Annotated in this window: 21 protein-coding genes; 10 read left to right on the forward strand and 11 right to left on the reverse strand. The window is 63.6% G+C overall.

The window, feature by feature from the left end:
* Positions 1–22 precede the first annotated feature (22 nt).
* From C0606_08110 to trpS, 4 genes are all read left to right on the forward strand, one after another.
* Positions 23–2,797, forward strand: a complete 2,775-nt coding sequence (locus C0606_08110) for a DNA mismatch repair protein MutS (protein ID PLX38179.1) — start codon at positions 23–25, stop codon at positions 2,795–2,797.
* A gap of 223 nt (positions 2,798–3,020) precedes the next feature.
* The gene (locus tag C0606_08115; GenBank protein PLX38180.1) at positions 3,021–5,825 is read left to right on the forward strand and encodes a [protein-PII] uridylyltransferase; all 2,805 of its coding nucleotides are present in this window, start codon (positions 3,021–3,023) and stop codon (positions 5,823–5,825) included.
* A 380-nt stretch (positions 5,826–6,205) separates the two neighbouring features.
* Positions 6,206–7,774, forward strand: coding sequence for a murein biosynthesis integral membrane protein MurJ (gene mviN / locus C0606_08120; protein ID PLX38181.1), 1,569 nt, complete (start codon positions 6,206–6,208; stop codon positions 7,772–7,774).
* Between the two features lie 174 nt (positions 7,775–7,948).
* Positions 7,949–9,010 (forward strand): tryptophan--tRNA ligase, encoded by a 1,062-nt coding sequence (trpS, locus tag C0606_08125; GenBank protein ID PLX38182.1) that lies wholly within the window; start codon positions 7,949–7,951, stop codon positions 9,008–9,010.
* A gap of 27 nt (positions 9,011–9,037) precedes the next feature.
* Here trpS and C0606_08130 read toward each other — a convergent pair whose 3' ends face one another.
* From C0606_08130 to C0606_08150, 5 genes are all read right to left on the reverse strand, one after another.
* A complete protein-coding gene (locus C0606_08130) occupies positions 9,038–10,447 on the reverse strand; it encodes a hypothetical protein (GenBank protein PLX38183.1) in 1,410 nt (469 codons plus the stop codon).
* 324 nt (positions 10,448–10,771) lie between these two features.
* Positions 10,772–11,143 (reverse strand): transcriptional regulator, encoded by a 372-nt coding sequence (locus tag C0606_08135; GenBank protein ID PLX38184.1) that lies wholly within the window; start codon positions 11,141–11,143, stop codon positions 10,772–10,774.
* Entirely contained in the window at positions 11,140–11,775 is a 636-nt protein-coding gene (locus tag C0606_08140) for a DNA mismatch repair protein MutS (GenBank protein ID PLX38185.1), read from the reverse strand. Before C0606_08140 ends, C0606_08135 begins: the two co-directional genes overlap by 4 nt.
* Positions 11,762–13,000, reverse strand: coding sequence for a transglycosylase (locus C0606_08145; protein PLX38186.1), 1,239 nt, complete (start codon positions 12,998–13,000; stop codon positions 11,762–11,764). The genes C0606_08140 and C0606_08145 overlap by 14 nt, the downstream gene beginning before the upstream one ends.
* Before the next feature lie 21 nt (positions 13,001–13,021).
* Positions 13,022–13,753 (reverse strand): calcium-binding protein, encoded by a 732-nt coding sequence (locus tag C0606_08150; protein PLX38187.1) that lies wholly within the window; start codon positions 13,751–13,753, stop codon positions 13,022–13,024.
* A gap of 260 nt (positions 13,754–14,013) precedes the next feature.
* Between C0606_08150 and C0606_08155 the strand changes: the two genes are divergently transcribed.
* On the forward strand, positions 14,014–14,604 hold the full coding sequence (locus C0606_08155; GenBank protein ID PLX38188.1) for a membrane protein FxsA: 591 nt from the start codon (positions 14,014–14,016) through the stop codon (positions 14,602–14,604).
* A 167-nt stretch (positions 14,605–14,771) separates the two neighbouring features.
* Positions 14,772–15,284 carry a protein-export chaperone SecB gene (locus tag C0606_08160; GenBank protein ID PLX38755.1) on the forward strand — a complete coding sequence of 171 codons (513 nt, stop codon included), beginning with the start codon at positions 14,772–14,774 and terminating at the stop codon, positions 15,282–15,284.
* A 107-nt stretch (positions 15,285–15,391) separates the two neighbouring features.
* Here the strand turns inward: C0606_08160 and C0606_08165 are convergent, their stop codons facing one another.
* From C0606_08165 to C0606_08185, 5 genes are all read right to left on the reverse strand, one after another.
* Positions 15,392–16,099 (reverse strand): DNA polymerase III subunit epsilon, encoded by a 708-nt coding sequence (locus C0606_08165; protein PLX38189.1) that lies wholly within the window; start codon positions 16,097–16,099, stop codon positions 15,392–15,394.
* A 49-nt stretch (positions 16,100–16,148) separates the two neighbouring features.
* On the reverse strand, positions 16,149–16,778 hold the full coding sequence (locus C0606_08170) for a dephospho-CoA kinase (protein ID PLX38190.1): 630 nt from the start codon (positions 16,776–16,778) through the stop codon (positions 16,149–16,151).
* Complete coding sequence (locus C0606_08175; GenBank protein PLX38191.1) at positions 16,775–17,629, reverse strand: shikimate dehydrogenase; 855 nt, start codon at positions 17,627–17,629, stop codon at positions 16,775–16,777. The genes C0606_08170 and C0606_08175 overlap by 4 nt, the downstream gene beginning before the upstream one ends.
* A 12-nt stretch (positions 17,630–17,641) precedes the next feature.
* Positions 17,642–18,247: a Maf-like protein gene (locus C0606_08180; GenBank protein ID PLX38192.1), complete on the reverse strand. Its 606-nt coding sequence runs from the start codon at positions 18,245–18,247 to the stop codon at positions 17,642–17,644.
* A gap of 144 nt (positions 18,248–18,391) precedes the next feature.
* Complete coding sequence (locus C0606_08185) at positions 18,392–19,222, reverse strand: phosphoenolpyruvate synthase regulatory protein (GenBank protein PLX38193.1); 831 nt, start codon at positions 19,220–19,222, stop codon at positions 18,392–18,394.
* 394 nt (positions 19,223–19,616) lie between these two features.
* On the opposite strand from C0606_08185, the gene C0606_08190 reads away from it, so the two are divergent.
* The 3 genes from C0606_08190 (at position 19,617) to rho (ending at position 22,749) form a co-directional block, all read left to right on the forward strand.
* Positions 19,617–20,660, forward strand: coding sequence for a uroporphyrinogen decarboxylase (locus C0606_08190; GenBank protein PLX38756.1), 1,044 nt, complete (start codon positions 19,617–19,619; stop codon positions 20,658–20,660).
* Between the two features lie 44 nt (positions 20,661–20,704).
* Positions 20,705–21,136 carry a protoporphyrinogen oxidase HemJ gene (locus tag C0606_08195; GenBank protein ID PLX38194.1) on the forward strand — a complete coding sequence of 144 codons (432 nt, stop codon included), beginning with the start codon at positions 20,705–20,707 and terminating at the stop codon, positions 21,134–21,136.
* 347 nt (positions 21,137–21,483) lie between these two features.
* The gene (gene rho, locus C0606_08200) at positions 21,484–22,749 is read left to right on the forward strand and encodes a transcription termination factor Rho (GenBank protein PLX38195.1); all 1,266 of its coding nucleotides are present in this window, start codon (positions 21,484–21,486) and stop codon (positions 22,747–22,749) included.
* 195 nt (positions 22,750–22,944) lie between these two features.
* On the opposite strand, the gene C0606_08205 is transcribed toward rho, so the two are convergent.
* The gene (locus tag C0606_08205) at positions 22,945–24,963 is read right to left on the reverse strand and encodes a thioredoxin domain-containing protein (protein ID PLX38196.1); all 2,019 of its coding nucleotides are present in this window, start codon (positions 24,961–24,963) and stop codon (positions 22,945–22,947) included.
* Between the two features lie 123 nt (positions 24,964–25,086).
* Here C0606_08205 and C0606_08210 point away from each other — a divergent pair, with 123 nt between their 5' ends.
* Positions 25,087–26,448, forward strand: coding sequence for a tRNA uridine-5-carboxymethylaminomethyl(34) synthesis GTPase MnmE (locus tag C0606_08210; GenBank protein PLX38197.1), 1,362 nt, complete (start codon positions 25,087–25,089; stop codon positions 26,446–26,448).
* The last annotated feature ends 75 nt before the right edge of the window (positions 26,449–26,523 follow it).

Genomic DNA, 26,523 nt, shown 5'->3' on the forward strand with positions numbered 1-26,523 from the left:
CTGCGATGCCAGCGACGGTGCGATGACCGAGACCCAGACAAGCGAGACTGCAGCGTCCCACGCGGATGCCTCTTCCCCGGCGCCCGAGGTCCCAGCCGCGGTGGGCAGGGTCACGCCGATGATGGAACAATATATCGAGATCAAGGCGGCCAATCCGGACTGCCTTCTGTTCTATCGCATGGGCGACTTCTACGAGCTGTTCTTCGAGGACGCGGAGCAGGCGAGCCGGGCGCTCGGCATCACATTGACCAAGCGCGGCAAGCATCTGGGCGAAGACATCCCGATGTGCGGCGTGCCGGTGCACGCCGCCGACGACTATCTGCAGAAGCTGATCGCGCTCGGCTTCCGCGTCGCGGTCTGCGAACAAACCGAGGATCCGGCGGAGGCGAAGAAGCGCGGCAGCAAATCGGTGGTACGGCGCGACGTGGTGCGCCTCGTCACGCCGGGGACGCTGACGGAAGAAACCCTGCTCGACGCCGGCCGGGCGAATTTCCTTGCTGCCATCGTGCGGCTGCGCGGTGCCGGCGAGGATACGCGCGGGCGCTTCGGCATTGCCTGGATCGATATCTCGACCGGCGCGTTCCGGGTGCGCGAGGCCGGCTTCGACACGCTTGCCGCCGAACTTGCCCGCATCGAGCCGAGCGAGGTGATCCTCGCTGACGCGCTTTTCGAAGACGAGGAACTCGGTGCGTTCTGGCGGGCGCTACCAATGGCGGTGATGCCGCTGGCGCGCGCCTTTTTCGACGGCTCGACGGTGGCCGACCGGCTGACGCGCTATTTCGGTGTCGCGAGCCTCGACGCCTTCGGCACATTCTCACGCACCGAAACGGCGGCAGCAGCAGCGGCGCTTGCCTATGTCGAGAAGACCCAGCTCGGCGCCCGTCCGCCGCTCGATCCGCCAAGCCGCGAGGAAGCCGGCGGCGGCATGCTGATCGATGCCGCGACGCGGACCAATCTGGAACTGATGCGGACTCTGTCGGGCGAACGCTCGGGAAGCCTTCTTGCCGCCATCGACCGCACGGTGACCGGCGGCGGCGCGCGGCTTCTGGCCGAACGGCTCGCCGCGCCGCTGACGAATACAGAGGCCATCGCCGACCGGCTCGACTCTGTTTCCTGGTTCTTCGGCGACACGGGGCTGCGCGAGGAAACCCGTGCGGCGCTCAAGACCGCGCCGGACATGCCGCGCGCCCTGTCGCGTCTCTCGCTCGAACGCGGCGGGCCGCGCGATCTCGGCGCCATCGCCGACGGGCTCGATGCGGCGCGCGCGCTCGGCGAACGGCTTTCTGCCAGCAGCGTGCCGCCGGGGTCTGAACTGACGGCGGCGATTGCCGCACTGAACGCCGCGCCGGGGGAGCTCGCCGATCATCTGCACGCGGCGCTTGCCGAGGAACTGCCGCTGCTGAAACGCGACGGCGGCTTCGTGCGCGAGGGCTACCGCGCCGATCTCGACGAAATGCGGGCGCTGCGAAGCGAAAGCCGGCGGGTGATCGCCGAGCTGCAGGCGCGCTACGCCGAGGAGACCGGGGTCAAGTCGCTGAAGGTCAAGCACAACAACGTGCTCGGCTATTTCATCGAGGTGACGGCGGGCAATTCCGACCGGCTGACGACCCCGCCGGCAAACGAGCGCTTCATTCATCGCCAGACCATGGCAAACGCCATGCGCTTCACCACCACCGAGCTCGGCGAGCTGGAAGCGAAGATCGCGTCAGCCGCCGAGCGGGCGCTTGCCATCGAGGACGACGTGTTTTCGACGCTGGCCGGCGAGGTGATCGCAGCGGCCGAGGCGATCAAGGCGGCGGCCACCGCGCTCGGCGTGATCGACGTGTCGGCAGCGCATGCGGTGCTCGCCGAAAGCGAGGGATACACGCGCCCGCAGGTCGATGACGGCCTTGCCTTCGACATCGACGGAGGACGCCATCCGGTGGTCGAACAGGCGCTGCGCCAGCGCGGCGAGGAGCCGTTCGTCGCCAATGACTGCGACCTCGGTCCCGAGAATGGCGAGGGAAACGGTCATATCTGGCTTTTGACCGGGCCGAACATGGCCGGCAAGTCGACCTTCCTGCGGCAGAACGCTCTGATCGCGGTGATGGCACAGATCGGTGCCTTCGTGCCGGCGCGGCATGCCCATATCGGTGTCATCGACCGGCTGTTCAGCCGGGTCGGGGCCGCCGACGATTTGGCACGCGGGCGCTCGACCTTCATGGTGGAAATGATCGAGACCGCCTCGATCCTCAATCAGGCGGGGCCGCGCGCGCTCGTCATCCTCGACGAGATCGGCCGCGGCACGGCGACCTTCGACGGGCTGTCGATTGCCTGGGCGGCGATCGAGCATCTGCACGAGGTCAATTGTTCGCGCTCGCTGTTCGCCACCCACTACCACGAGCTGACCGCGCTGTCGGACAAGCTGGCGCGGCTGTCGAACGCCACCGTCAAGGTGAAGGAATGGAAGGGCGATGTCGTGTTCCTGCACGAGATTGTCGCCGGCGCCGCCGACCGCTCCTACGGCATCCAGGTGGCGCGGCTCGCCGGCCTGCCGGCCGTCGTTATCGAACGGGCGCGGCAGGTGCTTTCCCAGCTCGAGGAACAGCAGCGCAAATCGCCCGCCGATCTCATCATCGACGACCTGCCGCTGTTTTCGGCTGCAAAACGCGCCCCGGACGCCGCCAGGTCCGGTTCGGACGGGCCATCGCCGCTCGAAACGCTGATCGACACGGTGCAGCCCGACGACCTGACGCCGCGCGAGGCGCTCGACATGCTCTACAAGCTGAAGGCGGCGCGCCGGACCGAAACGACGTAAGGGCGGGACGAAATCGCGGCCGGAATTTGCATTCGACCCTCGGAGGTGGCCGTTTGCGGCGCGGAATCATTCGCGCCTTCAAAAAAACGCCCTATAACAACATCAATCCAATGCTCATGGCGCGCGGAGCCGAAAACGGGTTTTGAACGGTCCGCGGGCGATACACAATATGACCCGAACGCGATTCGCCGTCCCCACATTGTCGCGTTTGCCGAAGGTGCCCATGCAGAAATTCGCCAACCTGATCGATAGCGAAGCCTTGCGCGAGGAACTCGCCGCACTCACCGCCGACCATGGCGGCGACGGCTCGTCGACGCAGATCCGCGCCGCCGTGCTGGCGCGTCTGAAGACCGTGTTCACCGAAAGCCGCGCCAAGGTCGAGACGCTGCTGCAGGAAGAGCGCAAGGGCACGATCTGCGCCGAGCGGCTGTGCTTCATCCAGGATGAGCTGATCCGCGTCATCTACGATTTTGCCGTCCGCCACGTCTATCGCATGACCAACCCGTCCTCGGCGGAGCGCATGTCGGTGGTCGCGGTCGGCGGCTACGGGCGCGGCACGATGGCGCCGTTCTCCGACGTCGATCTGCTGTTCGTGCTGCCCTACAAGCAGACGCCGTGGGGCGAAAGCGTCGTCGAATACATCCTCTATCTGCTGTGGGATCTGGGGCTGAAGGTCGGCCACGCGACACGCACCGTCGACGAATGCATCCGCCTTGCCCGCTCCGACATGACGATCCGCACCGCCGTTCTGGAAGCGCGCTATCTTTGGGGCGACAAGGAGCTGTTCGAGGAACTCATCGCCCGCTTCGACAATGACGTGGCCAAGAACACCGGCGCGGAGTTCATTTCTGCCAAGCTCGCCGAGCGCGACGACCGGCACAAGCGCCAGGGCCAGTCGCGCTATCTGGTTGAGCCGAACGTCAAGGAAGGCAAGGGCGGCCTGCGCGATCTCAACACGCTGTTCTGGATCGCGAAATATTACTACCGGGTGCGCACGACCCGCGAACTGCCGAAGAAGGGCGTGTTCTCGCGCAGCGAATATCTGTTGTTCAAGAAGTGCGAGGAGTTCCTTTGGGCGGTGCGCTGCAATCTGCACTTCGTGACCGGGCGCGCCGAGGAGCGGCTGTCGTTCGGCGTGCAGCGCGATATCGCCGCCCGGCTCGGCTACACCTCGCATGCGGGCTTGCGCGACGTCGAACGTTTCATGAAGCACTACTTCCTGATGGCCAAGCATGTCGGCGACCTGACCCGCATCATCTGCGCCAGCCTGGAGGAGGAGCACGTCAAGACGACGCCGCGCCTCAACCGACTGCTCAACACCTTCACCCGGCGGCGGCGCAAGCTGAAGGACACCACCGATTTCGTCGTCGACAATGACCGGATCACCATCGCCGACGAAGAGGCATTCACCAGCGATCCCGTCAACATCATCCGCATCTTCAATATCGCGGTGCGCCAGAACCTCGCCTTCCATCCGGACGCGCTGAAACTGTTGACGCGATCGCTGAAGCTGATCGACGCCAGGCTGCGCGAGAACGCGGAAGCCAATCAGCTCTTTCTGGAGATCCTGACGGCGAGGGAAGGCGGCGAGATCGTGCTCCGCCTGATGCACGAGACCGGGGTGCTTGGCCGCTTCGTGCCCGATTTCGGCAAGATCGTCGCGATGATGCAGTTCAACATGTATCACCACTACACGGTCTGCGAGCACCTGCTGCATGCCATGGGAGCGCTCGCCGAAATCGATCGCGGCGACCGCGCCGACGAACATCCGCTGGCGACCGAGCTGTTCCCGACGATCCAGAACCGCCGTGTGCTCTATCTGGCGATGTTCCTGCACGACATCGCCAAGGGACGGCCGGAGGACCATTCCGTTGCCGGCAAGAAGATCGCCCGGCGGCTGGCGCCACGGCTCGGCTTTTCGCCGGCCGAAACCGAGACGGTCGCCTGGCTGGTCGAGCACCATCTGACCATGAGCATGTTCGCGCAGCAGCGCGACCTCGGCGACCGCAAGACGATTGAGGATTTCGCCGCGATCGTGCAAAGCCCGGAACGGCTGAAGCTGCTTCTGATCCTGACGGTGGCCGACATCCGCGCGGTTGGCCCCGGCGTGTGGAACGGTTGGAAGGGCCAGCTCCTGCGCACGCTCTACTATGAAACCGAAACGGTGCTCGGCGGCGGCCATTCGACGATCTCGCGCTCGCAGCGAGTGAGCGCGGCGAAGGATGAGCTGGCCGCTGAACTCGCCAACGCCCAGTGGAGCCAAACCGATATCGAGGCCTACAGGGAGCGGCATTACCCGCCCTACTGGCTCAGGGTCGACCTGCCGCGGCGGATCAAGCACGCCGCCTTCATCAATACGGCCGACAAGGCGGGCGAGAGCCTCGCCACCGCGATCACGCCGCATGCGTTCGAGGGCGTCACGGAAATCACCGTTCTGGCACCCGACCATCCGCGCGTGCTGTCGACCATCGCCGGTGCCTGCACCATAGCCGGAGCCAATATCGTCGACGCGCAGATCTTCACCACCTCGGACGGCCTTGCGCTCGACTCGATCTTCATACGGCGTGAGTTCGAGGCCGATACCGACGAGGAACGGCGGGGACGGCGCATCGCCGAGATCATCGAGGCCGCCCTTTCGGGCCGCGAGCCGCTGCCGGAGATCATGGCGCGCAAGCTGAAGGGAAAGAGCCGGACCAAGGCGTTCCAGCTGCCGACCGACATTCTGGTCAACAACACCCTGTCCGACCGCTTCACCGTCATCGAGGCAAGCGGGCTCGACCGGCCGGGTCTGCTCTACGATCTGACGCGGGCGATGTCCGACCTTAATCTCGACATCGGTACGGCGCATATCGCAACCTTCGGCGAGCGCGCGGTCGACGTCTTTTATGTCAGCGACCTCACCGGACAGAAGATCACCAATCCGGCGCGCAAGACGGCGATCCAGCGGCGGCTGGAAAAGGCGTTTTCGGGAAAAGGCGACGCGGCGGAGAAGAAGTCGTCACCCCGGCCCGCGCCGAGCGCGGCCTGATCGCAGAAAGCCGATGACGATGGCGATGCGGAGCGTTTAGAGCACTTCCATCGAATATTGAACCGTTCTGACGGAGCGATTTTGTGACAAGATCAAGCGGAAGCCCGAAGGGCATATCCGGTGATACGTTCGAGGGGTTTCGCGCAGATATTGGCGCAAAATAGCCCGCCCCCGGCAACCGCGACGTTTCGCGGTTGCATCTTTGCCAGTAAACAGATCGGATATATCCGATCTGCGGGGGTTTCCGATTGACGGGCGCCCGGCGGCAAACCAGTCTTGCCCGATGCATCTGCATCGCGCAGCGCCTGTTTTACAGCCGGATCGCACACGTCAATCGAGAAACAGAACTGATCCAATATTCAATGGAAATGCTCTAACGAATGAACCTGTTGCGGAACTTCGCCACCGTCGGCATCGCGACCATGACGAGCCGCGTGCTCGGTTTCGTCCGCGACATCCTGATCGCCGCCGTGTTCGGCACCGGGCCGATCGCGGACGCATTCTTCGTCGCGTTCAAACTGCCGAATCTGTTCCGCCGGCTGTTCGCGGAAGGCGCATTCAACTCCGCTTTTGTGCCGCTGTTCGCGCGCAGCCTCGAAGAAGAGGGTGAAGACGGCGCCAGACGGTTCGGCGAAGATATCCTTGCCGCCTTCCTTGCCGCGCTGATCGCGTTCACCGCGATTGCCGAGATCGTCATGCCGCTGCTCGTCTACGTGCTTGCGCCGGGCTTCGTGGAGGATGGCGACAAGTTCGCAACGACAGTCGACTTCTCCCGCGTCACCTTCCCCTATCTGATGCTGGTCTCGCTGGTCGCGTTCCTGTCGGGCATTCTCAACACGTTCGGACGCTTTGCCGCCGCAGGTTTCGCGCCGGTGCTGCTTAATATCGTGCTGATCGCCTGCCTGACGCTGATCGCGTTCATGGGCACCGGCCACAGCTACCAGTCGGGCATGATGCTCTCGATCGCGGTTGCCATCGGCGGTGTGGTGCAGCTCGTCGCGCTCGCCATCACGCTGAAGCGGACCGGGTTCTCGCTTCGCCTGAAGCGGCCGCGGCTGACCGCCAATGTGCGCCGGCTTGTGAGACTCGGCATTCCGGGCGTGATTTCGGGCGGAGTCACCCAGCTCAACATTATGATCGGCACCATCATCGCGTCGTTTTCGGCGAGCGCCGTGAGCTACCTCTATTACGCCGACCGCATCTACCAGCTGCCGCTCGGCGTCGTCGGCATCGCGATTGGCGTCGCGCTGCTGCCGGACCTGTCGCGCCAGCTTCGCTCGGGCAATCATGACGGCGTGCACCACACCCAGAACCGGGCGCTCGAATTCTCGCTGGTGCTGACATTGCCGGCGACCGCCGCACTCATTGTCATCGCCGGGCCGATCGTGCAGGTGTTGTTCGAGCGCGGAGCGTTTACCGCCGCCTCGACGACAGCCACCGCGCCGGCGCTTGCGGCCTTTGCCGCCGGCTTGCCGGCCTTCGTTCTCATAAAGGTGTTCTCGCCCGGCTTCTTCGCGCGCGAGGACACCGCGACGCCGATGTGGTTCGCCGGTGTCGGCATGGTGGTCAATGTGGCGGGCAGCCTGGCGCTGTTCCCGTTCTTCGAACATGTCGGAATCGCCATCGCGACGTCCGTCGCCGGCTGGATCAATGCCGGACTGCTTGGCTTCACGCTGTGGCGGCGTGGCGATTTCCGCGCCGACAAGCTGCTCATCAAGCGGTTGCCGTTGATCGCCGTCGCCAGTGTCATCATGGGCGCGGTGATCTGGGGCGCGGCGGAGCTGCTCGACAACCTGCTCGCCTCGCCGCTTCTTGCGGTGCGTGCGGCAGCACTCGGCGCCATCGTCGTGCTCGGTGCGGTGGTTTTCTTCGGCGCCTGCCAGGCGACCGGCGCGGTCGATCTGAAGCGCTATCTCGGCATGCTGAAACGGCGCTCGGCTTCGCGTTAAGTCCCGAACCGGCCCGCCGCATCACACTGCGCCCTTGCACTTCGCCGTCCCGTTGGCCATAACGCCCGCGACCGATTTCCGTAGCACGGTGCGTTTCATGGGAAACGGACAGCGTGCTTTCGATCAAGTTTTCACGTGTTTTCCGCCCGGAAAGCGCACTAGGCGAGACCGATCATGACCGCTTTCGAACCTCGGGTTTTCTCTGGCGTCCAGCCGACCGGCAATCTCCACCTCGGCAACTATCTCGGCGCCATCAAGCGCTTCGCCGAGCTGCAGAACGACTATCCGTGCATCTATTGCGTGGTCGATCTGCACGCCATCACCGTGTGGCAGGACCCGAAGGAGCTGGCGAGCAACATCCGCGAGGTGACCGCCGCGTTCCTCGCCGCCGGCATCGACCCGACCAAGCACATCGTGTTCAACCAGAGCCAGGTGCCGCAGCACGCCGAGCTTGCCTGGGTGTTCAACTGCGTGGCGCGCATGGGCTGGCTGAACCGCATGACGCAGTTCAAGGAAAAGGCCGGCAAGGACAAGGAAAACGCCTCGGTCGGTCTGTTCGCCTATCCGACGCTGATGGCGGCCGACATCCTCGTCTATCGCGGCACCCATGTGCCGGTCGGCGACGACCAGAAGCAGCATCTGGAGCTGACCCGCGACATCGCGCAGAAGTTCAACAATGATTTCGGCGGCCGTATCGCCGAGCTCGGCCTCGGCGCCGGGGATGACAATGGCTATTTCCCGCTGCCCGAGCCGCTGATCACGGGTCCGGCGACCCGCGTCATGAGCCTGCGCGACGGCACCAAGAAGATGTCGAAGTCGGATCCGTCCGACTACAGCCGCATCACCATGACCGACGACAGCGACATGATCGCCAAGAAGATCCGCAAGGCAAAGACCGATCCCGAGCCGCTGCCGAGCGAGGTCAAGGGTCTCGAGGGCCGGGCGGAAGCCGACAATCTGGTCGGTCTCTATGCTGCTCTTTCGGAAACCAGCAAGGAAGCCGTGCTCGGCGAATTCGGCGGTGCCGCGTTCTCGATCTTCAAGCCGGCGCTTGCCGAACTGGCGATCGAAAAGATCGCGCCGGTCGCTGGCGAGATGCGCCGCTATGCGGATGATCCGGGCTATGTCGACCGGGTGCTCGCAGTCGGTGCCGAACAGGCCGGGGAAATCGCGGAACAGGTGATGGCCGACGTCGGGTCGATCGTCGGCTTCCTGTCGGGCCGCAAGCGCGGCTAGAGCGGAAACCGGTTTCGGGACAGCGCTCTAGCCGCAGGCGACCTGGTTGCGGCCGGCGGCCTTGGCCTGATAGAGCGCCTTGTCGGCGCCGTTCAGCAGCTCTTCGAAGCTCTGGCCGGACTTCAGTTCGGCAATGCCGGCGCTGGTCGTCGTCATCACCGTCTGGCCCCCGTGGGTGAGCTTGATCGCCTCGACCTGCTCGCAGATGCGGCGACCAACGGCGATCGCCACCGACAGCGACGTTTCGGGCAGGATCAGCAGAAACTCCTCACCGCCCAGCCGGCCGATGAAATCGTGGGTCCGCAGGGCCGACATCATCACCCGGCTGGCAGCGACGAGGAATTCGTCCCCGGCGGCGTGACTGAAGCGGTCGTTGATTTCCTTGAAGTGATCGAGGTCGCAATAGATCACCGCAAGCGACTGCCCTTCGCGATTGGCGCGGTCCCATTGCTGCTTGCCGATTTCGAGAATGGCCCGGCGTGACAGGGTGCGTGTCAGCGCATCGCGATTGACCAGCTCGTTGAGCTGCTGCTCGCGCAGCTTCAGCTCGGTGATATCGACACGGAAACCGACTGTGGAGCCCGACCGGGTCTTGGTCTCATAGACACGCAGCCAGCGCCCGTCGGCGAGCTGCTGCTGGATCGGTTCGTTCGCTTCGCGGTGGCGATGCAGGCGGTCGGCGATCCACTCTTCCTCGCGGCCGGCGGCTTCCGGGTACTGGCCGCGTTCGACGCCGGCGCGGACAATCGATTCAAAGGTCGCGCCGGGAAGGATGGCATCGCCGGTCTTGCGATAGAAATCGCGGTATTTCCTGTTGCAGGTAAACAGCCGGTCGGTTTCATCGTAAATGACGAAGGCGTCCGGCAAGGCCTCGACGGCGTCGATGAACATCTGCCGGTTACGCTCGATTTCCCGCGTCTTGTTGGCGAGCCGGATTTCGTCGAGGACGAGGCTTGCGAGGTCCTTCAGGATCTCGAGCTTGACCGGCGACAGCCGGCGCGGCTTGCGGTCGAGAATGCACAGGGAACCGATCGGTCCGTCGTCGCCGAGGTCGAGGGTGATGCCGGTGTAAAACCGGATGTGCTCCTGGCCGGCAACGAGGCGGTTTTCCCTGAGAAGCGGATCGCGCGATGCGTCATTGATCTGGACGATGCCGGATTTCTGGAACACCTGCTTGCAGAGCGACAGGTCGAGCGGAATCTCGCGGATCTGCAGACCCTGGACGGATTTGAACCAGACGCGGTCGCGATCGAAGAAGCCGATCAGTGCAATCGGAACATCGAAAATCGCGCAGGCCAGCCGCGTAATGCGGTCGTAACCTTCTTCCGACGGCGTATCGAGCAAGCCGAGCGACCTGAGGCGCGCCAAACGGCGTTCTTCCTTCGCTTCGAGTGCATTGTCCGACGCCGTGTCGTCCTCGTTCCTCAAACCCACCATCCCCAAAAGTCCGTTCGCGCGAAGCCTGACGCCATGCCCCCGGCGTTCTTCGGGATCCGCTCATTGAACCGCCTGCGCACCCCTACGCGTCGGTCCAATTAGAAGTCTTGCATAAAAGGCCTGAATCTTCCCTTAAGTTATAGCCCGGTTTCGCGAGCGCGCATTTCGCAGTATTTCTTTTCCGTGGGGAATACACGCTACGAATTTCGCATGTCAACTTGTCAGCTACTTCCTGCTAACACAGCAACAATTCTGTTTTCGTATCAGGACGGCATCGGATGACCGACGGCTGTCGTCGGATACGCGGGTGTTCCGACCGACCAGTTACCGGCTGTCCCGGACGGCGGCGGCGGTTACTTCGTGGATCAGCCGGCGCAGCGAGTCCTCGTTCAGATCGCCGATTTTCCTGGCCAGAAGATTGGCCAGCTCGGTCGCCTGAGGCTGCATGCCTGCGGTGTCGACAACGACGCGCGGATCGGACATCTCGGCAAGCCGCTGCAGTTCTTCCGCCTCATCCCAGATGACATTGAAGAAGGCGATGATGCGCTGGACCATGAACCAGGTCGGACGTCCGCGCTTGCCGTGCTCGAGCGCGGAAAGGTAGGCGCTCGTCACATCAAGGGCCGCGGCCATGTCCTTCATCTTGATGCCGCGCTTGCGGCGCAGTTCCCGAACCTTCGCTCCGAACGGCGTCATGATTTGCCCCCTCGCCTGCGGCGCAGGCGGACATAATAGGCCCCCGTTCCGCCATGGGCGAAATGGGCTTCCTCGATTGCGGCCACGAGTTCGCGGAACTCGCCATGGGACAGCCAATAGGGAACCGAGCGTTTCAGCACGCCGCGTTCGTCGTCCCGCCCGAACCCGCCACCGCTGCGACCCTTGCCGGTGATGACGAGGACGTGGCGATGTCCCTGCGCCTGGGCTGTCAGCAGGAACCCACGCAAGCGCATATGGGCCTCGCGCTGGGTCATGCCGTGCAGGTCGATACGGGCATCGATGCCGATGGTACCGCGAGCGATCCGTCGCCGGCTCTGGCGGTCGATACTCGATACGCTCGGCAATCCGCTCGAACGCGGCCCGATGGGAGCGGCGGGCTTTGAAAGATTCCCCAGTCGAATGGTTTTCTTCGGTCCCGGTTTGGTCCCGTCCGCAACGCCGTCTTTCGTCGGCTTCTCTGCCTCAGCTTTGGCTTTTTCTTCGACCTTCGGCTTGAGGGGCTTCAGGCGGTTGTCGGTCAGCGGATCGAGCGTTCGGGTGACGCGGGTCCACAATTCCTTGTCTTCGCTCGAGAGCTGGCCGCGGCGCGGCTTGCGGTCATCGCGGCGCATGCTCGCCTCCCCGCTCCTTGCCCGAGGGCGGGCGCGGCACCAGCATGACCATGTCGACCGGATGGCGGATCGCGCCGGCGAGCCGACCGGCTTCGGAGCCCGAGCCGACGAACAGATCGCCGCGCGCCGCGCCGACAATCGCCGAGCCGGTATCACTGGCAATGGTGAGCCGGGCGAAGGGCCCTGTCGTTCCCGCCGCGCTTATCGGGATGGCACCGCTTAGCCAGATCGGCGCGCCGAAAGTGTGCAGCCGGCGATCGACGGCAAGGCTTCGGCCGGCGACGAGCTGGACGCCGGCAGCGCCAACCGGGCCGGCCTCCGGTTTGAGCCCATCGACTTTCCGGAAAAAGATATATGATCTGTTCCTGTTTATCAGATCCTTGGCTTTGTCAGGGTTTTCGACCAACCAGGCGCGTAGCGTTTCCATGGTCATCGCCTCGCGGGCGATGGTGCCGTTCTCGATCAGAAAGCGGCCGATGGCCGTATAGGGATGGCCGCTCTTACCGGCATAGGCGACGCGCATAACCGATCCGTCAGTGAGGCGGATGCGCGCGGATCCCTGGATATGGGTGAAAAAGGCGTCGAGCGGGTCGGCGAGATAGACGAGTTCAAGACCGCGCCCGGCCAGCGCGCCGGCTTCGATCTCGGCGCGGTCGGGATGCTCGACGAGTCCGGCGGGGGTCTTGCGGGCGAGTTCCAGCACGGGATCGAGGCCGTCGGGCCGGTTGGCGGCGGTCACCTTCACCAGATCGTCCGGACGACGGTAGAGCGGTACGGAGAAGCGGGGCGTTCGTTCGCGGGAGCCGTCCAGCTCCGGCTCGAAATAGCCGGTCAGGAAACCCGCGCCGGCACCAACCGTGAGCCGCTGCAAATCAAAGCGGGTTTCGAAAAAGGCCTTCGCGTCAGCGGACGAGATGGTTTCGGGCAGCGCACGCGCCTCGTCGCACAATGCGGCGAGGTCCCTGCCGTCGACGCCGAGCGCGCGTGTCTTCGGCGCCGTATCGCCGCGCGAACAGAGCGCGCGGAAAGCGGCGAGTGCGGCCGCATGATCTTCGGCTTCCCAGCCGGGGAGATTCTCGAACGTCGGCGCGGGGGTGGCGTCAGAGGCGGCGGTCACGCGCGCCTCCCCGGTCAGGACGAAAAACGCCAGCGCGGCGAGCGCGGAACCCGACAGAACGGGTGACCGGCGCCGGGCAGGCGATCCGGGTTTGGGCGGGACGGACATACATCTCTCCCGCCGGTCGGCTTATTCGGCCGTTTCGGTGGCGACCAGCTTCCAGTTCGGATCCCGGGAGGCGACCTCGCGGGCGAACGTCCAGATATCGGTGACATCTTCGAGCTTGTTGGGGTCGCCGTCGATGATGCGACCCTCGGAGTCGCGGGTCACCGAAATGAGCTGGCTCTTGAAACGCACGGTGACCTGGGCGGTGCCGTCGCGCAGCGCCGCTTCCACGATCTCAGCCTTGTCGAGGCCGACAAAGGTCGTTTCCAGCGTTTCCTTGCGCGATTCACGATCGGCGATCGCGCCGACGAAACCGTCATAGACGTCACGCGACAGCAGCTGCTTCAGGCTGCGGCGGTCGCCCTCGGCAAAAGCCGCGACGATCATCTCGTAGGCGCCGACGGCGCCCTTGACGAAGTCCTTGGGGTCGAACGCGCGATCGGCGGAGAGGATGGAACGCAGAGCCTCGTTGAGCGCGGTGCCTTCGGCGGCAACCGCATCGATATGCTCGCGCTTTTCCTCGATCCGGTTGTCGGCGGAGGCGGCAACCGGCGCATCGTCGCCGCGCGGCAGTGTGATGACATTGTCGCCGGCCGCGGGCTGATCCTGCGGCGCCTCGTCGCGCGTCGCCGAATAGGGATCGAACGGCGGACGCTCATTGCCGGTCCGGCGACCGAGCACGTTGCGCAACGCGATGAAGATGCCGACCGCAAGTATCAGCAGGAAGATGTTTATGACGTCAAAAATCTCGGACATTTCCGGTTACCGGATCGTTCCCTGTACTCTCGCTCCGCCATGCAAAATGGAAGGGCGCACCGTGAAGGCTGGTTCGTGGTCGCTTCTTATGTATGCTTTTTCACGCCGGTATCCACCGAAAAGCGCAAAACCAGCGCGATTCGTTTGCGAAAGGCGTCAACAAATCCTACCTGACAGGAAGCATAGCGGCAAAGAGCGCGGTCCGGTACCGGGCGCGGGAGGCCGCGATGCCGCCATTTGCACGCCAACACAGGTTGACCATGCCCGTCGGATTGATCCTCTTCGCCCTGTTTCTCGGCATCCCGCTCATGGAGATCGCCGCCTTCGTCGTGATCGGCGGCAAGATCGGCCTCGGCTGGACGCTGGCGATGGTCGTCGTCACCGCGGTGATCGGCAGCGCGCTGTTGCGCATGCAGAGCTTTTCGACCATTCGCCGGATCCAGGCGGAGATGGACGCAGGCCGGCTGCCGGGCGAGGCGATCGGCCACGGCGTGCTGATCCTTGTCGCCGGCCTTTTGCTGCTGACGCCGGGCTTTGTTACTGACGCGATCGGCTTTGCGCTGTTCGTACCGGCGGTGCGCAGCGCGATCTGGCATTTCGTGCGTTCGCGCATGCAGGTGCATGTGATCCGGCATGGCGGCCGCGCCGCCGGCTTTGAATCTGGTTTTGAACCTGGCGGGCGTCCGGGTCCCGGTTCCGGTCGCCATACCGGACATCCCAATGCAGATCGGGCGCCTGGTCCGGTTGGGGGCGGGCAAACCATCGACCTCGACGAAGACGACTACACGGCACAGGAGAATCCGTCTTCGCCCTGGCGGCAACCGGGCGACGACGACCGGCGGCAGGGCTGAATGGTAACCCTGCGCTGCGAAACGAGACGGGTTTCGGCGGTGATTTCCGCCATTTCCCTCCCATTCCACTTGTCTCCGCAGGTGGCCCATGCTAGCCACCGGCGAGACTTTTCAGGGTGCACGTGCGGATGCACGCCGCGCTTTAACGACGACACAGGATGGATTTGATGACCACGAACAACGGCGGCAACACCCAGCCGAATGCCGGTGCGGATGCACAGCATCAGGCCGGCCCGGGCATGAATATTCTGGCGCAGTACATCAAGGATTTCTCGTTCGAGAATCCGAACTCGCCGAAGTCGCTGCAGCAGCGCGAGAACACGCCGCCGCTCAACATTCATGTCAACGTCAATGCCAACCCGATGGGCAAGGACGAATTCGAGGTCATGCTGATCCTGCAGGCCAAGGCCGGCGAAGGCGAGGACATGCTGTTCAACGTCGAAGTGACCTATGCCGGCATGTTCCGCATCCAGAACGTTCCGGAAGAACACGTGCACCCGTTCGTCCTGATCGAGTGCCCGCGCATGCTGTTCCCGTTCGCGCGTCAGATCGTCGCGGACGCGACCCGCAATGGCGGCTTCCCGCCGCTGATGGTCGACCCGATCGACTTCGCCGCGCTGTACCGCCACAATCTGGCGCAGAGCAACGCGCAGGGCGGCGGCGAAGCCGGCAACGCCTGACGGCAGCGCCGACGGCGCCACGATAGACTTTGCGGAAGCGGCCGGGCATTGCCCGGCCGTTTTCTTTTTTGCGTTGGATTTTGAGGCAGACTGCGCGACGGCTCTCGTCAGCCGCGGCCGTAGCGCTTCCACATGGCGTCGTCACCGAGCGTCTCGACGAAGGCCGCGTGGGCCGCGCGTTCGGCTTCGCTGACGCGCGACGGCAATGGCGCAGGACGGGTCGCGGCGCGGCGCGGGGTCGAGGCGGCGGCGAATTCGGCCCGCGCTTCCTCGTTTGTCGCCTCACCGAAGCCGAGCGCTGCCTGCTTGCCGCCGATCAGCTCGATATAGACCTCGGCCAGCAATTCGGCGTCGAGTAAGGCGCCGTGGTGGGTGCGGCGCGAATTGTCGATGCCGTAGCGCGAGCACAGCGCGTCGAGGCTGTTCGGGCCGGCGGGATGGCGGCGGCGGGCGATCTGCAGGGTATCGACGACATAGTCGTTGGGGATCGCCGGGTGCTTCAGACGGCCGAGCTCGGCGTTGATGAAGCCCATGTCGAAGGCTGCGTTGTGGATGATCAACCGGGCGCCGGTGACGAAATCGAGGAATTCATCGGCGATTTCGGCGAATTTCGGCTTGTCGGAGAGGAACTCCTCGGACAGCCCGTGCACGTTGAACGCCTCGATCGGCATCGAGCGTTCCGGGTTGATGTAGATGTGGAAGTTCTGGCCGCTCGGAATGTGGTTGACCAGCTCGACGCAGCCGATTTCGACGATGCGGTCGCCGCGAATCGGATCGAGCCCGGTGGTTTCGGTGTCGAGAACGATTTCGCGCATGCCCGGCTGGCCTCGCTTTCCGGTAAATGACGGCGTTCGTTCCTTCCTGTCACGTCCGCGCGCGCGGGCGCAAGCGCTGCAGGGCGGTTTTCCCCGCCATTGCGGCGGCGGCGCGCAAGATTCCCCTCACCTGCCGCTCGGCCGGCTCGTAACCGAAGCCACTGTCGACGAGGAAATGCGCCCGGCGGCGTTTTTCGGCATCCGGCATCTGCTTGGCAATGAGCGCGGCAAGCATATCGGCGGTCATGCCGGGGCGGGCGAGCACGCGTTCGCGCTGCACGGCTTCATCGGCGGTGACGACGATTGCGGCATCGACCCGCGTGTCGCCGCCGGTCTCGAACAGAAGCGGGATATCGAGCGCGACGATCTGGCGATGCGCTTCGAAATTTTTCCGCAGGAAGGCGATTTCGGCCTCGCGCACAAGCGGGTGAACAATCGCCTCGAGCGCCTTCATTTCGTCGGGCTTGCCGATGACGGCGGCGCCAAGCTTCTTGCGGTCGATGGCGCCGTCAACCGTGGTGCCGGGGAAGCGCGCCTCGACGGGAGCGACGGCCGCGCCGCGATAAAGCGCATGAACGGTTGCATCGGCATCATGGACGGGCACGCCGGCGGCCGCGAACATCTTTGCCGTGGTGCTCTTGCCCATGCCGATGGAGCCGGTCAGCCCGAGAATGATCATGATGCGACCTCGAGATCGTCGACGACGAGCTGACGTAGCGCCGGCGTCACGTCCGGCCGCACGCCGAACCAGCGCTCGAAACCGGGCACCGCCTGGTGCAACAACATACCGAGACCATCCACGGTTCCGAGGCCGCGGGCCTTTGCCGCCGCAAGCAGCGGGGTTTCGAGCGGCACATAGACGATATCGGTGACAAGTGCGGTATCGGGCAAATGCGACAAGTCGATTTCAAGCGGCGGGTTGCCGGCCATACCGAGCGAAGTGGTGTTGACGACGAGCACCGCGTCGCCGAGCAGCGTGCCGAGCGCGTCCCAGCCATGGGCTTCGAGCGGTGAGCCGAAGGCGGCGACCAGTTCCGCAGCCCGGGAGACCGTGCGGTTGACGACATGGACCGGAGCGAAACCGCGCTCCTTCAGGGCCCAGACGATGGCACGCGCCGCGCCGCCGGCGCCAAGCACCACGGCCGGCCCGGGAACCTCGTCCCAGCCGGGCGCTTCGGCATCGAGATTGGCAAGGAAGCCATAGGCGTCTGTGTTGGCGCCGCAGAGCTTGCCGTCTTCGAGCCACAGCGTGTTGACCGCGCCGAGCGCCGCTGCCACCGGATCGACCTCGGCGGCGGCGCGAAACGCGGCTTCCTTGTGCGGGATGGTGACATTGGCGCCGACGAGACCGGCGCCTGCCAGATCGGCGAGAAATGCGTCGATCCTGTCGGCCTCGACCGGGTAGCGGTCATAGGAGCCGGCGATGCCGTACTGCTTCAGCCAGTAGCCATGGATCATCGGCGAACGAGAATGGGCGACGGGCCAGCCGATGACACCTGCGCGCTGGAAATCGGAGGTCGTTTCGGTCACGATATTATCCCCCTACTCGACCAGACCGCGGGCGCGCAGCTCGGCCAGCAACGGTAACATGGGCAGACCGAGGATGGTGAAGAAGTCGCCGTCGATCTTGTCGAAGAGCTGCACGCCGCGACCCTCGAGCTGATAGGCGCCAACGCTGTCGAGGGCATGCGGGCCGACGGCGGCAAGGTAATGACCGATGAATTCCGGCGTCAGGCTGCGCATCGTCATGTGGGCGGCGGACGCATGACGCCAGACGGTTTCGCCGTCGACGACACCGGCAACCGCGGCATGGAGCGTGTGGGTGCGGCCGGACAGATCGAGGAGCTGGCGGCGGGCGGCTTCCATGTCGTCCGGCTTCGTCCAGCGCTTGCCGTCCATCGCCAGGATCTGGTCGGCGCCGATGACGAAGGCGCCCGGATTGGCCTTGGAGATTTCGAGGGCTTTTGCTTCGGCGAGCACGGCGGCGATGTCTTCGGGCGCGAAACCGGCCTCGAGCAAGGGCGCCTCGACGGCGCGCTCGTCGATATCGGCCGGAATCGCCGCGAATTCGAGACCGGCATTGGTCATCAACGCTGTGCGGGCCGGGCTTTGCGAGGCAAGGATGATGCAGGGCGTTTCGTCGGACATGGCGGTTTCCGTTGTGGATGTCGTGCGGCCGTTTCGAAACGCTCTAGCGCATTTCTTGTTCCAATTGAAACGGCACGGCGCTCCATCGGTTTGTTCTGCCGCATCTTTGTCGACGCCAATTGATCCAATTGGCTGCACGATGCTCTAGCGCTTGAACCGGCGTTCGTTCAACAGAGCGATGATTTCGGCGGCGGTTTCCTCGATCGAGCGGCGCGTGACGTCGATCAGCGGCCAGCCCTGTTCGGCGCAAAGCCGGCGGGTGTAGATGACCTCGTCGGACACCAGCCTGCGGTCGACATAGGACGAGTTCTCGTCGGCGGCGTTGAGCGCGAGAAGGCGGTTCTGGCGGATCTGCACGATGCGCTCCGCGGTTGCCACCAGCCCGACGACGAGAGGTTTTTTGACGGCAAATAATCGTTTTGGAATAGGTATTTCTGGGACAATTGGATAGTTGATCGCCTTGATCCCGCGATTGGCGAGATAGATGCAGGTCGGCGTTTTCGAGGTCCGGCTGATCCCGACCAGGATGACGTTGGCCGCCTCCAGATCCTCCGGAAGCTGGCCGTCATCATGGGCCATGGTGAAGTTCAGCGCCTCGATGCGGTCGAAATATTCCGCGTCGAGTGTGTGCTGACCGCCGATACGGCGGGCGAACGGCACGTTGAGATAGCTCTGGAAGACCTGCAGAACGGGATCGAGTACGTTGACGCAGGGAATGCCGACTTCGAGGCAGCGCCGTTCGAGAGTCATCGACAGTTCGGGATCGACCAGGGTGTAAAGGACGATGCCCGGCGCATTTTCCAGCTCGATCAGCACACGCTCGAGCTGACGTGCAGCGCGGATCATCGGATAGACGTGTTCAACGGGCTGGCTGGTCTCGTATTGCGCGCCGACGGCGCGTGCGACCGTGCGCAGCGTTTCGCCGGTGGAGTCGGAGACGAGATGCAGGTGGAAGAAGTCGCGGCTGATTCCCACAGGTCTGTCCCCAGAGGTGTTAACGGAATCTTAATGACTCGCGTTTGGCGGGTCCCCCTGCCGATTTCATCCCGACCCCTCGCAGATCATCAACAGATCCGTCCGGCGGGAGGTGTTTGCAGAGGTGCCTTGGGAATAGCGGGGAGAACGGCGAATGTCCACAAGCAATGCGCTTTCACGGGCGAATACGATATCTCGTAAGCTGCTGAAATTATTTCGATAACGAGAAACCTCCCCAACCTTTTCCCGGCGCAAGAACATTCTGTCGCGCCACGAATCCCGGCCGATTTGGTGGGGGAACATTGTGAAGCGCGGATAATCCCTGTAATCCACGGCCTAATAAAAACAAAAAGAATCCTAGAATCTCTATTTATTGAGGACAGGTGTGGATCACATGGCACCATCGGCTGACACGAAAAAACGCGCGGTGATGAGGGTTCTCGACGGCGAAACCCTCGAACAACCGCCAATCTGGATGATGCGGCAAGCCGGCCGCTATTTGCCGGAATACAAGGCGACACGTGCTGAAGCGGGATCGTTTCTGGACCTCTGCTACAATCCGGAACTGGCTTGCGAGGTCACTCTGCAGCCGATCCGCCGCTATCGTTTTGATGCAGCTATCCTGTTCTCCGACATTCTCGTCATCCCCGATGCACTTGGACAGGCCGTACGCTTTGAAGAGGGTACGGGACCGATTCTCGATCCGATCGATCTGACGACCGTCGGGTCGCTGAAAACCGATCAGGTCGAAGACAAACTCGCTCCCGTGCTGAAAGCAGTCGAACTGATCCGCGCAGGTCTGCCGGATGAGACCACCCTTCTCGGCTTCTGCGGAGCTCCCTGGACGGTTGCGACCTATATGGTCGGCGGTCGGGGATCACCGGATCAGGCGGCAACGCGCAAGAAATTGTATGGCGAGCCGGGCGCCTTTGGTGCGCTGATCGATGTGCTCGTGGAAGCCTCGACCCGCTATCTGGTGGCGCATCTGAAGCACGGCGCGGATGCGGTGCAGATTTTCGACACCTGGGCCGGGGCTCTCGATGAAGAGGGCTTTGAGAAATACTCGATCGATCCGGCGCGTCGTATTATCGAAGGTGTGCGTAAGGAAGTGCCCGGTGCCAAGGTGATCGGCTTCCCGAAGGGTGTCGGCCTGATGCTGGAGCGCTATGTCAAGGAAACCGGCGTCGACGGCGTCGGGATCGACTGGTCGGTGCCGCTCGATGAGGCGAAGAAGTTGCAGAAGCTTTGCGCGGTGCAGGGTAATCTCGATCCGATGCGGGTGGTTGCCGGCGGCGCAGCGCTCGACGAGGGTGTCGATCGGGTCATGAGCGCTCTGCGCGATGGTCGGTTCATCTTTAATCTCGGCCATGGCGTGACGCCGGATACGCCGCCGGAAAATGTCGGGCGCATGGTCAAGCGGGTGCGCGGCGAAGTCTGACGCGACCGGACGAATTAAGCCGGAAAGGCTTGGGGGATCTCGAAATGGACAGTCTCTATCTGTGGCTCAAGGCGCTGCACATCATGGCGGTGATCGCCTGGATGGCGGGGCTGTTCTATCTGCCGCGGCTGATGGTCTATCACACCCAGGCCGAGGCAGGCTCCAAGCAGTCGGAAACCTTCAAGGTGATGGAACGCCGGCTGCTGAGGGCGATCACGACGCCGGCGATGATCGCGGCGTGGATTCTCGGCCTGTGGACCGCCTGGGAAGCAGGTTTCCTGATGGATGGCTGGTTCCATGCGAAACTCACGCTGGTGCTGCTCCTGACGGCCTATCACGGCATTCTGGCGCGCTGCGTGCGGGTCTTCAGCAGAGATCAGAACGAGCGGCCGGAACGCTTCTTCCGCATCATCAACGAAATCCCGACTGTGTTGATGATCGGTATCGTCATTCTGGTGATCTTCAAGCCGTTCTGAGCGGCTGCATCCGGGTTCACGTGATTCGGGCCTGATCGGGATTTATCGTTTCAACTCCGTTTTCCGTCGATCGTGCAGGAAGCCTTCGGAGTTCTGCCGGATGGCGGGTCGTTTTGCCGGCGAAACCGGCTTAACCAGCTGTCGCGCCGACAAAGACTTGTCGGACGCGTTGCGAAGCGCTATGTAGAGCTTACCCCACTCCATGCGGACGGGCGCCCAATCGCAATTGAAGAGGCGCCGAAACCGGAAGCCACAGGTTCCGGTTCCAGATCCGCAGATACTTCCACTCATTCTTTTCCGTCGTCCGTCTTTCACTGGGCGACCACTCCATCCAAGGACTCTCTCCCATGCGGGAAATGAAACTTCAGGATTTGAAGTCGAAAAAGCCCAACGAGCTCGCCGCTTTCGGTGAGGAACTGGGTATTGAAAATGTCTCGACCTTGCGGCGCCAGGAGCAAATGTTTGCCATCCTGAAGCAGCTCGCGGCCGAAGAAGTCGATATCATTGGCGAAGGCGTCGTCGAGGTGCTGCAGGACGGTTTCGGTTTCCTGCGCTCGCCGGACGCCAACTACCTGCCGGGACCGGACGACATCTACGTGTCGCCGTCCCAGATCCGCCGCTTCTCGCTGCGTACCGGCGACACCGTCGAAGGCCATATTCGCAGCCCGAAGGAAGGCGAACGCTATTTCGCGCTGCTCAAGGTCAACTCGATCAATTTCGAGGACCCGGAAAAGACCCGGCACAAGATCCATTTCGACAATCTGACGCCGCTCTATCCCGATGAGCGCTTCAACATGGAAGTCGACAATCCGACGCTGAAGGACCGTTCGGCGCGGGTGATCGATCTGGTTGCTCCGCTCGGCAAGGGCCAGCGCGGTCTGATCGTGGCGCCGCCGCGTACCGGTAAGACGGTGCTGCTGCAGAACATCGCCCATTCGATCACGACCAATCACCCGGAATGCTATCTGATCGTTCTTCTCATCGACGAACGGCCGGAAGAAGTGACCGACATGCAACGGTCGGTGAAGGGCGAGGTGATCTCCTCGACCTTCGACGAGCCGGCGACACGCCACGTGCAAGTCGCCGAGATGGTCATCGAAAAGGCCAAGCGCCTGGTCGAGCATGGTCGCGACGTGATCATCCTGCTCGATTCGATCACCCGTCTTGGCCGCGCCTACAACACGGTGGTGCCGTCCTCGGGCAAGGTTCTGACCGGTGGTGTCGACGCCAATGCCCTGCAGCGGCCGAAGCGCTTCTTCGGCGCGGCACGTAACATCGAGGAAGGCGGCTCGCTGACGATCATCGCCACCGCGCTGATCGATACCGGCAGCCGCATGGACGAAGTCATCTTCGAAGAGTTCAAGGGCACGGGTAACTCGGAAATCATCCTCGACCGCAAGGTCGCCGACAAACGTGTCTTCCCGGCGATGGATATCCAGCGCTCCGGCACCCGCAAGGAAGAGCTGCTGGTGCCGCCGGACAAGCTCAAGAAGATGTATGTGCTGCGGCGTATCCTCAACCCGATGGGTACGGTGGATGCGATCGAGTTCCTGCTCGACAAACTGCGGCAGACGAAGAACAACGAGGAGTTCTTCGACTCGATGAATACGTAACGCGTATTCCCGAACCGGAGGTCCGCGTCAGCAAAAAGTGGGATCCGGTTTTCGGGCAGGGATGCGCGGGAAAAAGTAAGCGAACCGGTCGTCGATTCGGACTCGAAACGACGTGATGTGTTCCACGTGAATCACCTTCGGGGCGTGCTCTTTTAGAAAAGAGTCGCGCCCCGTATGCGTTTAGCAGCCGGTTTTCTACTGGGTGTTGGAGAGCAGCTCGGCGACTGAAGCCGGGTCGGTCACCGGCGCTGAACAGGTCATGCCGCGGCAGACATAGAGGGTCGGCAGGTTGTCGATCATGACCTTGCCGCTTGCCGGATGCGACGGCGGCAGGCCGCCGGTCGATTCGGTGACGAAAGGAATGAGGCTCGGGTTGCCGGTCTGGCGCAGGGCGGCGAGCAGCGGTTCGGCATCGGTGTGGTCGTTGGCAACGACGATCGCCGAAATGGCGTTGAGGCGCAGGTCGAAGGCATTGAGCAGCGCCGACATCATGAACACGTTTTGCGGAATGTCAGCCGCGAAGGCCTGGAAGACACCGTCGGTGGCATCGCGATAGCGGTCTTCCCCAGTCAGTACCCACAGGCGGGTAAGCGCAGCCGCGGCGACTGCATTCGGGTTTGGCGTTGCTTCGTCCTTTGCCGAGCGCGGGCGGATTATCAGGTCTTCGGCGTCGGCGGCGGTCAGGTAGTAGCCGCCCCTCTCCTCGTCGCGGTAGTGCATGTGGAGGATGGCGATCCAGTTCTTCGCTTCGCCGAGATAGGCCTCCTCGCCAGTAGCTTCGTGGAGGGCAAGGGCTGCGGCCGCCATGCCGGCATGGTCGGAGGAAAGACCGGGATAGATCAGTTGACCGTTGCACCAGCTATGGCCAAGCCGTCCGTCGCGCAGCATCGATTCGGATATGAAACGATAGGCGGAGACCGCGCGGTCAAGCCAGGCGTCACGCTCAAACACCTTTGCGGCGCGGGCGAGCGCGACGATGGCAAGCGCATTCCAGTCGGCGAGCACCTTGTCGTCGCGGCCGGGGCGGACACGCTCGGCGCGGGCTTCAAGTAGCCTGGCGCGGATCGCGGCGAGACGGATTTCGGTTTCGTCATTGGCGCGCTCGGGGCGACGGCGGCGGGTGAGGACGGTATTGCCGGCCCAGTTGCCGTCTGCCGTGACGTCGTAGTGGGCGGCGAACAACGCCGCGTCATCGGGCGGCAGCAGGGCGTCGATCTGCTCCTTCGTCCAGATATAGAAACGGCCCTCCTCGCCTTCGGAGTCGGCGTCGAGACTTGCGGCGAAGGCACCGCCTTCGTCCAGCATCTCGCGTTCCAGCCAATCGACGGTTTCTTCGATTCGCTCCCGAAACAAAGGATCGCCGGTTTCGAGCCAGGCATTGGTCAGCAGCGATATGAGCTGGGCGTTGTCGTAGAGCATCTTTTCGAAGTGCGGCACGAGCCACACCTCATCCACGGAATAGCGGGAATAGCCGCCGCCGAGGTGGTCGTAGATGCCGCCTTGGGCCATGTGGCGCAGGGTGAGAAGGACGGCGTCGCGGTGCGCGGTGTTGCCGGTACGGGCATATGCCCGCCACAACAGCTCGAGAAGGGCGGGATTGGGAAACTTCGGTGCGCCCTGGGGACCGCCCTCGACTGCGTCCATGATCGACAGCAGGCCTTTGGCAGCACGGTCGAGGATGTTGGCCGGCAACTGGGTGGCGGCCTGCCGCGGCACCTCTTTGAGGTGGGCCATGATCGCCTGCTGGTTTGAGGCGATCTTTTCCGGCTCGTCGCGGAACAGGCGGGAGATCTCTTTGAGGATATCGGTGAAGCCGGGACGGCCATAACGGGGCGTCGGCGGGAAGTAGGTGCCGCCCCAGACCGGCTCCCCCTCAGGCGTCAGGAACATGGTCAGTGGCCAGCCGCCCTGCTCACCAAGCGCATGCAGCGCGCTCATGTAGATCTGGTCGACGTCGGGGCGCTCTTCGCGATCGACCTTGACGTTGACGAACAAGGCGTTCATCACCGCTGCGGTCGCCTCGTCCTCGAAGCTCTCATGGGCCATGACGTGGCACCAATGGCAGGCGGCATAGCCGACGGAGAGCAGGATCGGCTTTCCCGTGCGCTTAGCCTCCGCGAAGGCCTCCGGGCCCCAGGCATACCAGTGGACGGGGTTGTCCCGGTGCTGCAGCAAATAGGGGCTGGTCTCGTGGCGAAGGCGATTTTCGGTCATGGGCGCTCGGATCCGGTCGGTGGCCAAAGAGTCATCGCGGGGACAGCGAAAGGAAAACCGAAACCGGTTCGGCGAGTGCCCGTGATGGATGGTTCGGTGTAGGGGAAAGGTAGCGGGAAAGCGATGGAGGGAAAGGTGAGTGCGGGCAAAAAGAGCGCGGATACCATCTTCGCGCTGTCGAGCGGGGCGGTGCCGGCGGCGATCGCCATCGTGCGGCTTACAGGCCCGGCCGTTCGATTCGCTCTCGAAACGATAGCAGGCTCGCTGCCCTCTCCGCGCGTCGCGACACTGGCGAAGCTGAGGCATCCGCGTGATGGATCGGTTCTCGATGAAGCCGTGGTGTTGTTCTTTCCAGGTCCTGCGAGCGTCACCGGTGAAGACGTCGGTGAGCTGCATCTGCATGGCGGGCGGGCCGTCGTTGCCGGCGTGTTGGCGGCGCTGGAAGAACTGACGGGGCTGCGGGCTGCTGAAGCCGGCGAGTTTACCCGGCGCGGTTTCGAGAACGGGCGGCTCGATCTCACCGGCATCGAGGGCCTCGCGGATCTTCTGCAGGCTGAGACGGACGCCCAGCGGCGTCAGGCGCTGCGCCAGTATGGTGGCGAGGCGCGGGCGATCTATGACGAGTGGCGGCGGCGCATCATCGCTATGCGCGCCGAGATCGAGGCCAATCTGGATTTTGCTGACGAGGAAGATGTGCCCGACGATATTGGTGAGGATGTCGGCGCGAAGGCAGCCGCGCTCGCCGATGAAATCGACCGGCATCTGGCCGACGGGCGGCGCGGTGAGCGGTTGCGGCTCGGCGTCGAGGTGGCTGTGATGGGGCCGCCCAACGCGGGAAAATCGAGCCTGCTGAATGCGCTCGCCCACCGCGACGTCGCGATCGTGACGGAGGAGGCCGGCACGACGCGCGACGTGATCGAAGTCGCGATGGACCTTGGCGGCTTTCCAGTGACCATTGCCGATACGGCCGGTGTGCGGGATACGGAAGGGCGCGTTGAAAAGGAAGGCATCCGGCGGGCGCTGGCGCGTGGGCGGGAAGCGGATCTTGTACTTTGGGTGTGGGATGGATCGGGACCGATGCCGGAGGTTCCCGCCGATATTTCTGCGAGCGGAGCCACGATCTGGCTGGTTCGCAACAAGGTGGACCTGATCGATTCGGATGCGGAACAAACGACAAGCGACGTGTTCGATCTCTCGGTGAGCGAAGGTACCGGGCTTGGAGCGTTGACGGATGCGTTGGAAGGTTTCGCGTCAGACGCCTGCGGGCGAGGGGAATCGGTGCTGATCACCCGGGCACGGCATCGGGAAAACCTCGTCGCCTGCCGGGATGGATTGCGCCGGGTTTCGGTGGCGGAATCGGGGATGCTTGAGGTCACCGCGGAGGAATTGCGTTCGGCTGGCGATGCGATCGGGCGGATTGCCGGCAAGATCGGGGTCGAGGATCTGCTAGATGTGGTGTTCTCGGAGTTCTGCATCGGCAAATAGGTGTTTCACGTGAATCACCCTGGGTCCATTAGGTTGGGGATAACGGGGATAATGATTCACGTGAAACGGGGGTTT

The sequence above is a fragment of the Hyphomicrobiales bacterium genome (assembly GCA_002869065.1).
In the GTDB taxonomy this organism is placed as follows: domain Bacteria; phylum Pseudomonadota; class Alphaproteobacteria; order Rhizobiales; family Rhodobiaceae; genus Rhodobium.

Excerpts from the sequence above, each read along its gene's own strand:
- C0606_08210 (PLX38197.1), top strand. The coding sequence starts at position 25,087 with ATGGAGGGAAAGGTGAGTGCGGGCAAAAAGAGCGCGGATACCATCTTC.
- C0606_08135 (PLX38184.1), bottom strand. The coding sequence starts at position 11,143 with ATGACGCCGTTCGGAGCGAAGGTTCGGGAACTGCGCCGCAAGCGCGGC.
- C0606_08140 (PLX38185.1), bottom strand. The coding sequence starts at position 11,775 with ATGCGCCGCGATGACCGCAAGCCGCGCCGCGGCCAGCTCTCGAGCGAA.
- C0606_08145 (PLX38186.1), bottom strand. The coding sequence starts at position 13,000 with ATGTCCGTCCCGCCCAAACCCGGATCGCCTGCCCGGCGCCGGTCACCC.
- C0606_08150 (PLX38187.1), bottom strand. The coding sequence starts at position 13,753 with ATGTCCGAGATTTTTGACGTCATAAACATCTTCCTGCTGATACTTGCG.
- mviN (PLX38181.1), top strand. The coding sequence starts at position 6,206 with ATGAACCTGTTGCGGAACTTCGCCACCGTCGGCATCGCGACCATGACG.
- C0606_08155 (PLX38188.1), top strand. The coding sequence starts at position 14,014 with ATGCCCGTCGGATTGATCCTCTTCGCCCTGTTTCTCGGCATCCCGCTC.
- C0606_08115 (PLX38180.1), top strand. The coding sequence starts at position 3,021 with ATGCAGAAATTCGCCAACCTGATCGATAGCGAAGCCTTGCGCGAGGAA.
- C0606_08170 (PLX38190.1), bottom strand. The coding sequence starts at position 16,778 with ATGATCATTCTCGGGCTGACCGGCTCCATCGGCATGGGCAAGAGCACC.
- trpS (PLX38182.1), top strand. The coding sequence starts at position 7,949 with ATGACCGCTTTCGAACCTCGGGTTTTCTCTGGCGTCCAGCCGACCGGC.
- C0606_08110 (PLX38179.1), top strand. The coding sequence starts at position 23 with ATGACCGAGACCCAGACAAGCGAGACTGCAGCGTCCCACGCGGATGCC.
- C0606_08130 (PLX38183.1), bottom strand. The coding sequence starts at position 10,447 with ATGGTGGGTTTGAGGAACGAGGACGACACGGCGTCGGACAATGCACTC.
- C0606_08180 (PLX38192.1), bottom strand. The coding sequence starts at position 18,247 with ATGTCCGACGAAACGCCCTGCATCATCCTTGCCTCGCAAAGCCCGGCC.
- C0606_08205 (PLX38196.1), bottom strand. The coding sequence starts at position 24,963 with ATGACCGAAAATCGCCTTCGCCACGAGACCAGCCCCTATTTGCTGCAG.
- rho (PLX38195.1), top strand. The coding sequence starts at position 21,484 with ATGCGGGAAATGAAACTTCAGGATTTGAAGTCGAAAAAGCCCAACGAG.
- C0606_08190 (PLX38756.1), top strand. The coding sequence starts at position 19,617 with ATGGCACCATCGGCTGACACGAAAAAACGCGCGGTGATGAGGGTTCTC.
- C0606_08160 (PLX38755.1), top strand. The coding sequence starts at position 14,772 with ATGACCACGAACAACGGCGGCAACACCCAGCCGAATGCCGGTGCGGAT.
- C0606_08195 (PLX38194.1), top strand. The coding sequence starts at position 20,705 with ATGGACAGTCTCTATCTGTGGCTCAAGGCGCTGCACATCATGGCGGTG.
- C0606_08165 (PLX38189.1), bottom strand. The coding sequence starts at position 16,099 with ATGCGCGAAATCGTTCTCGACACCGAAACCACCGGGCTCGATCCGATT.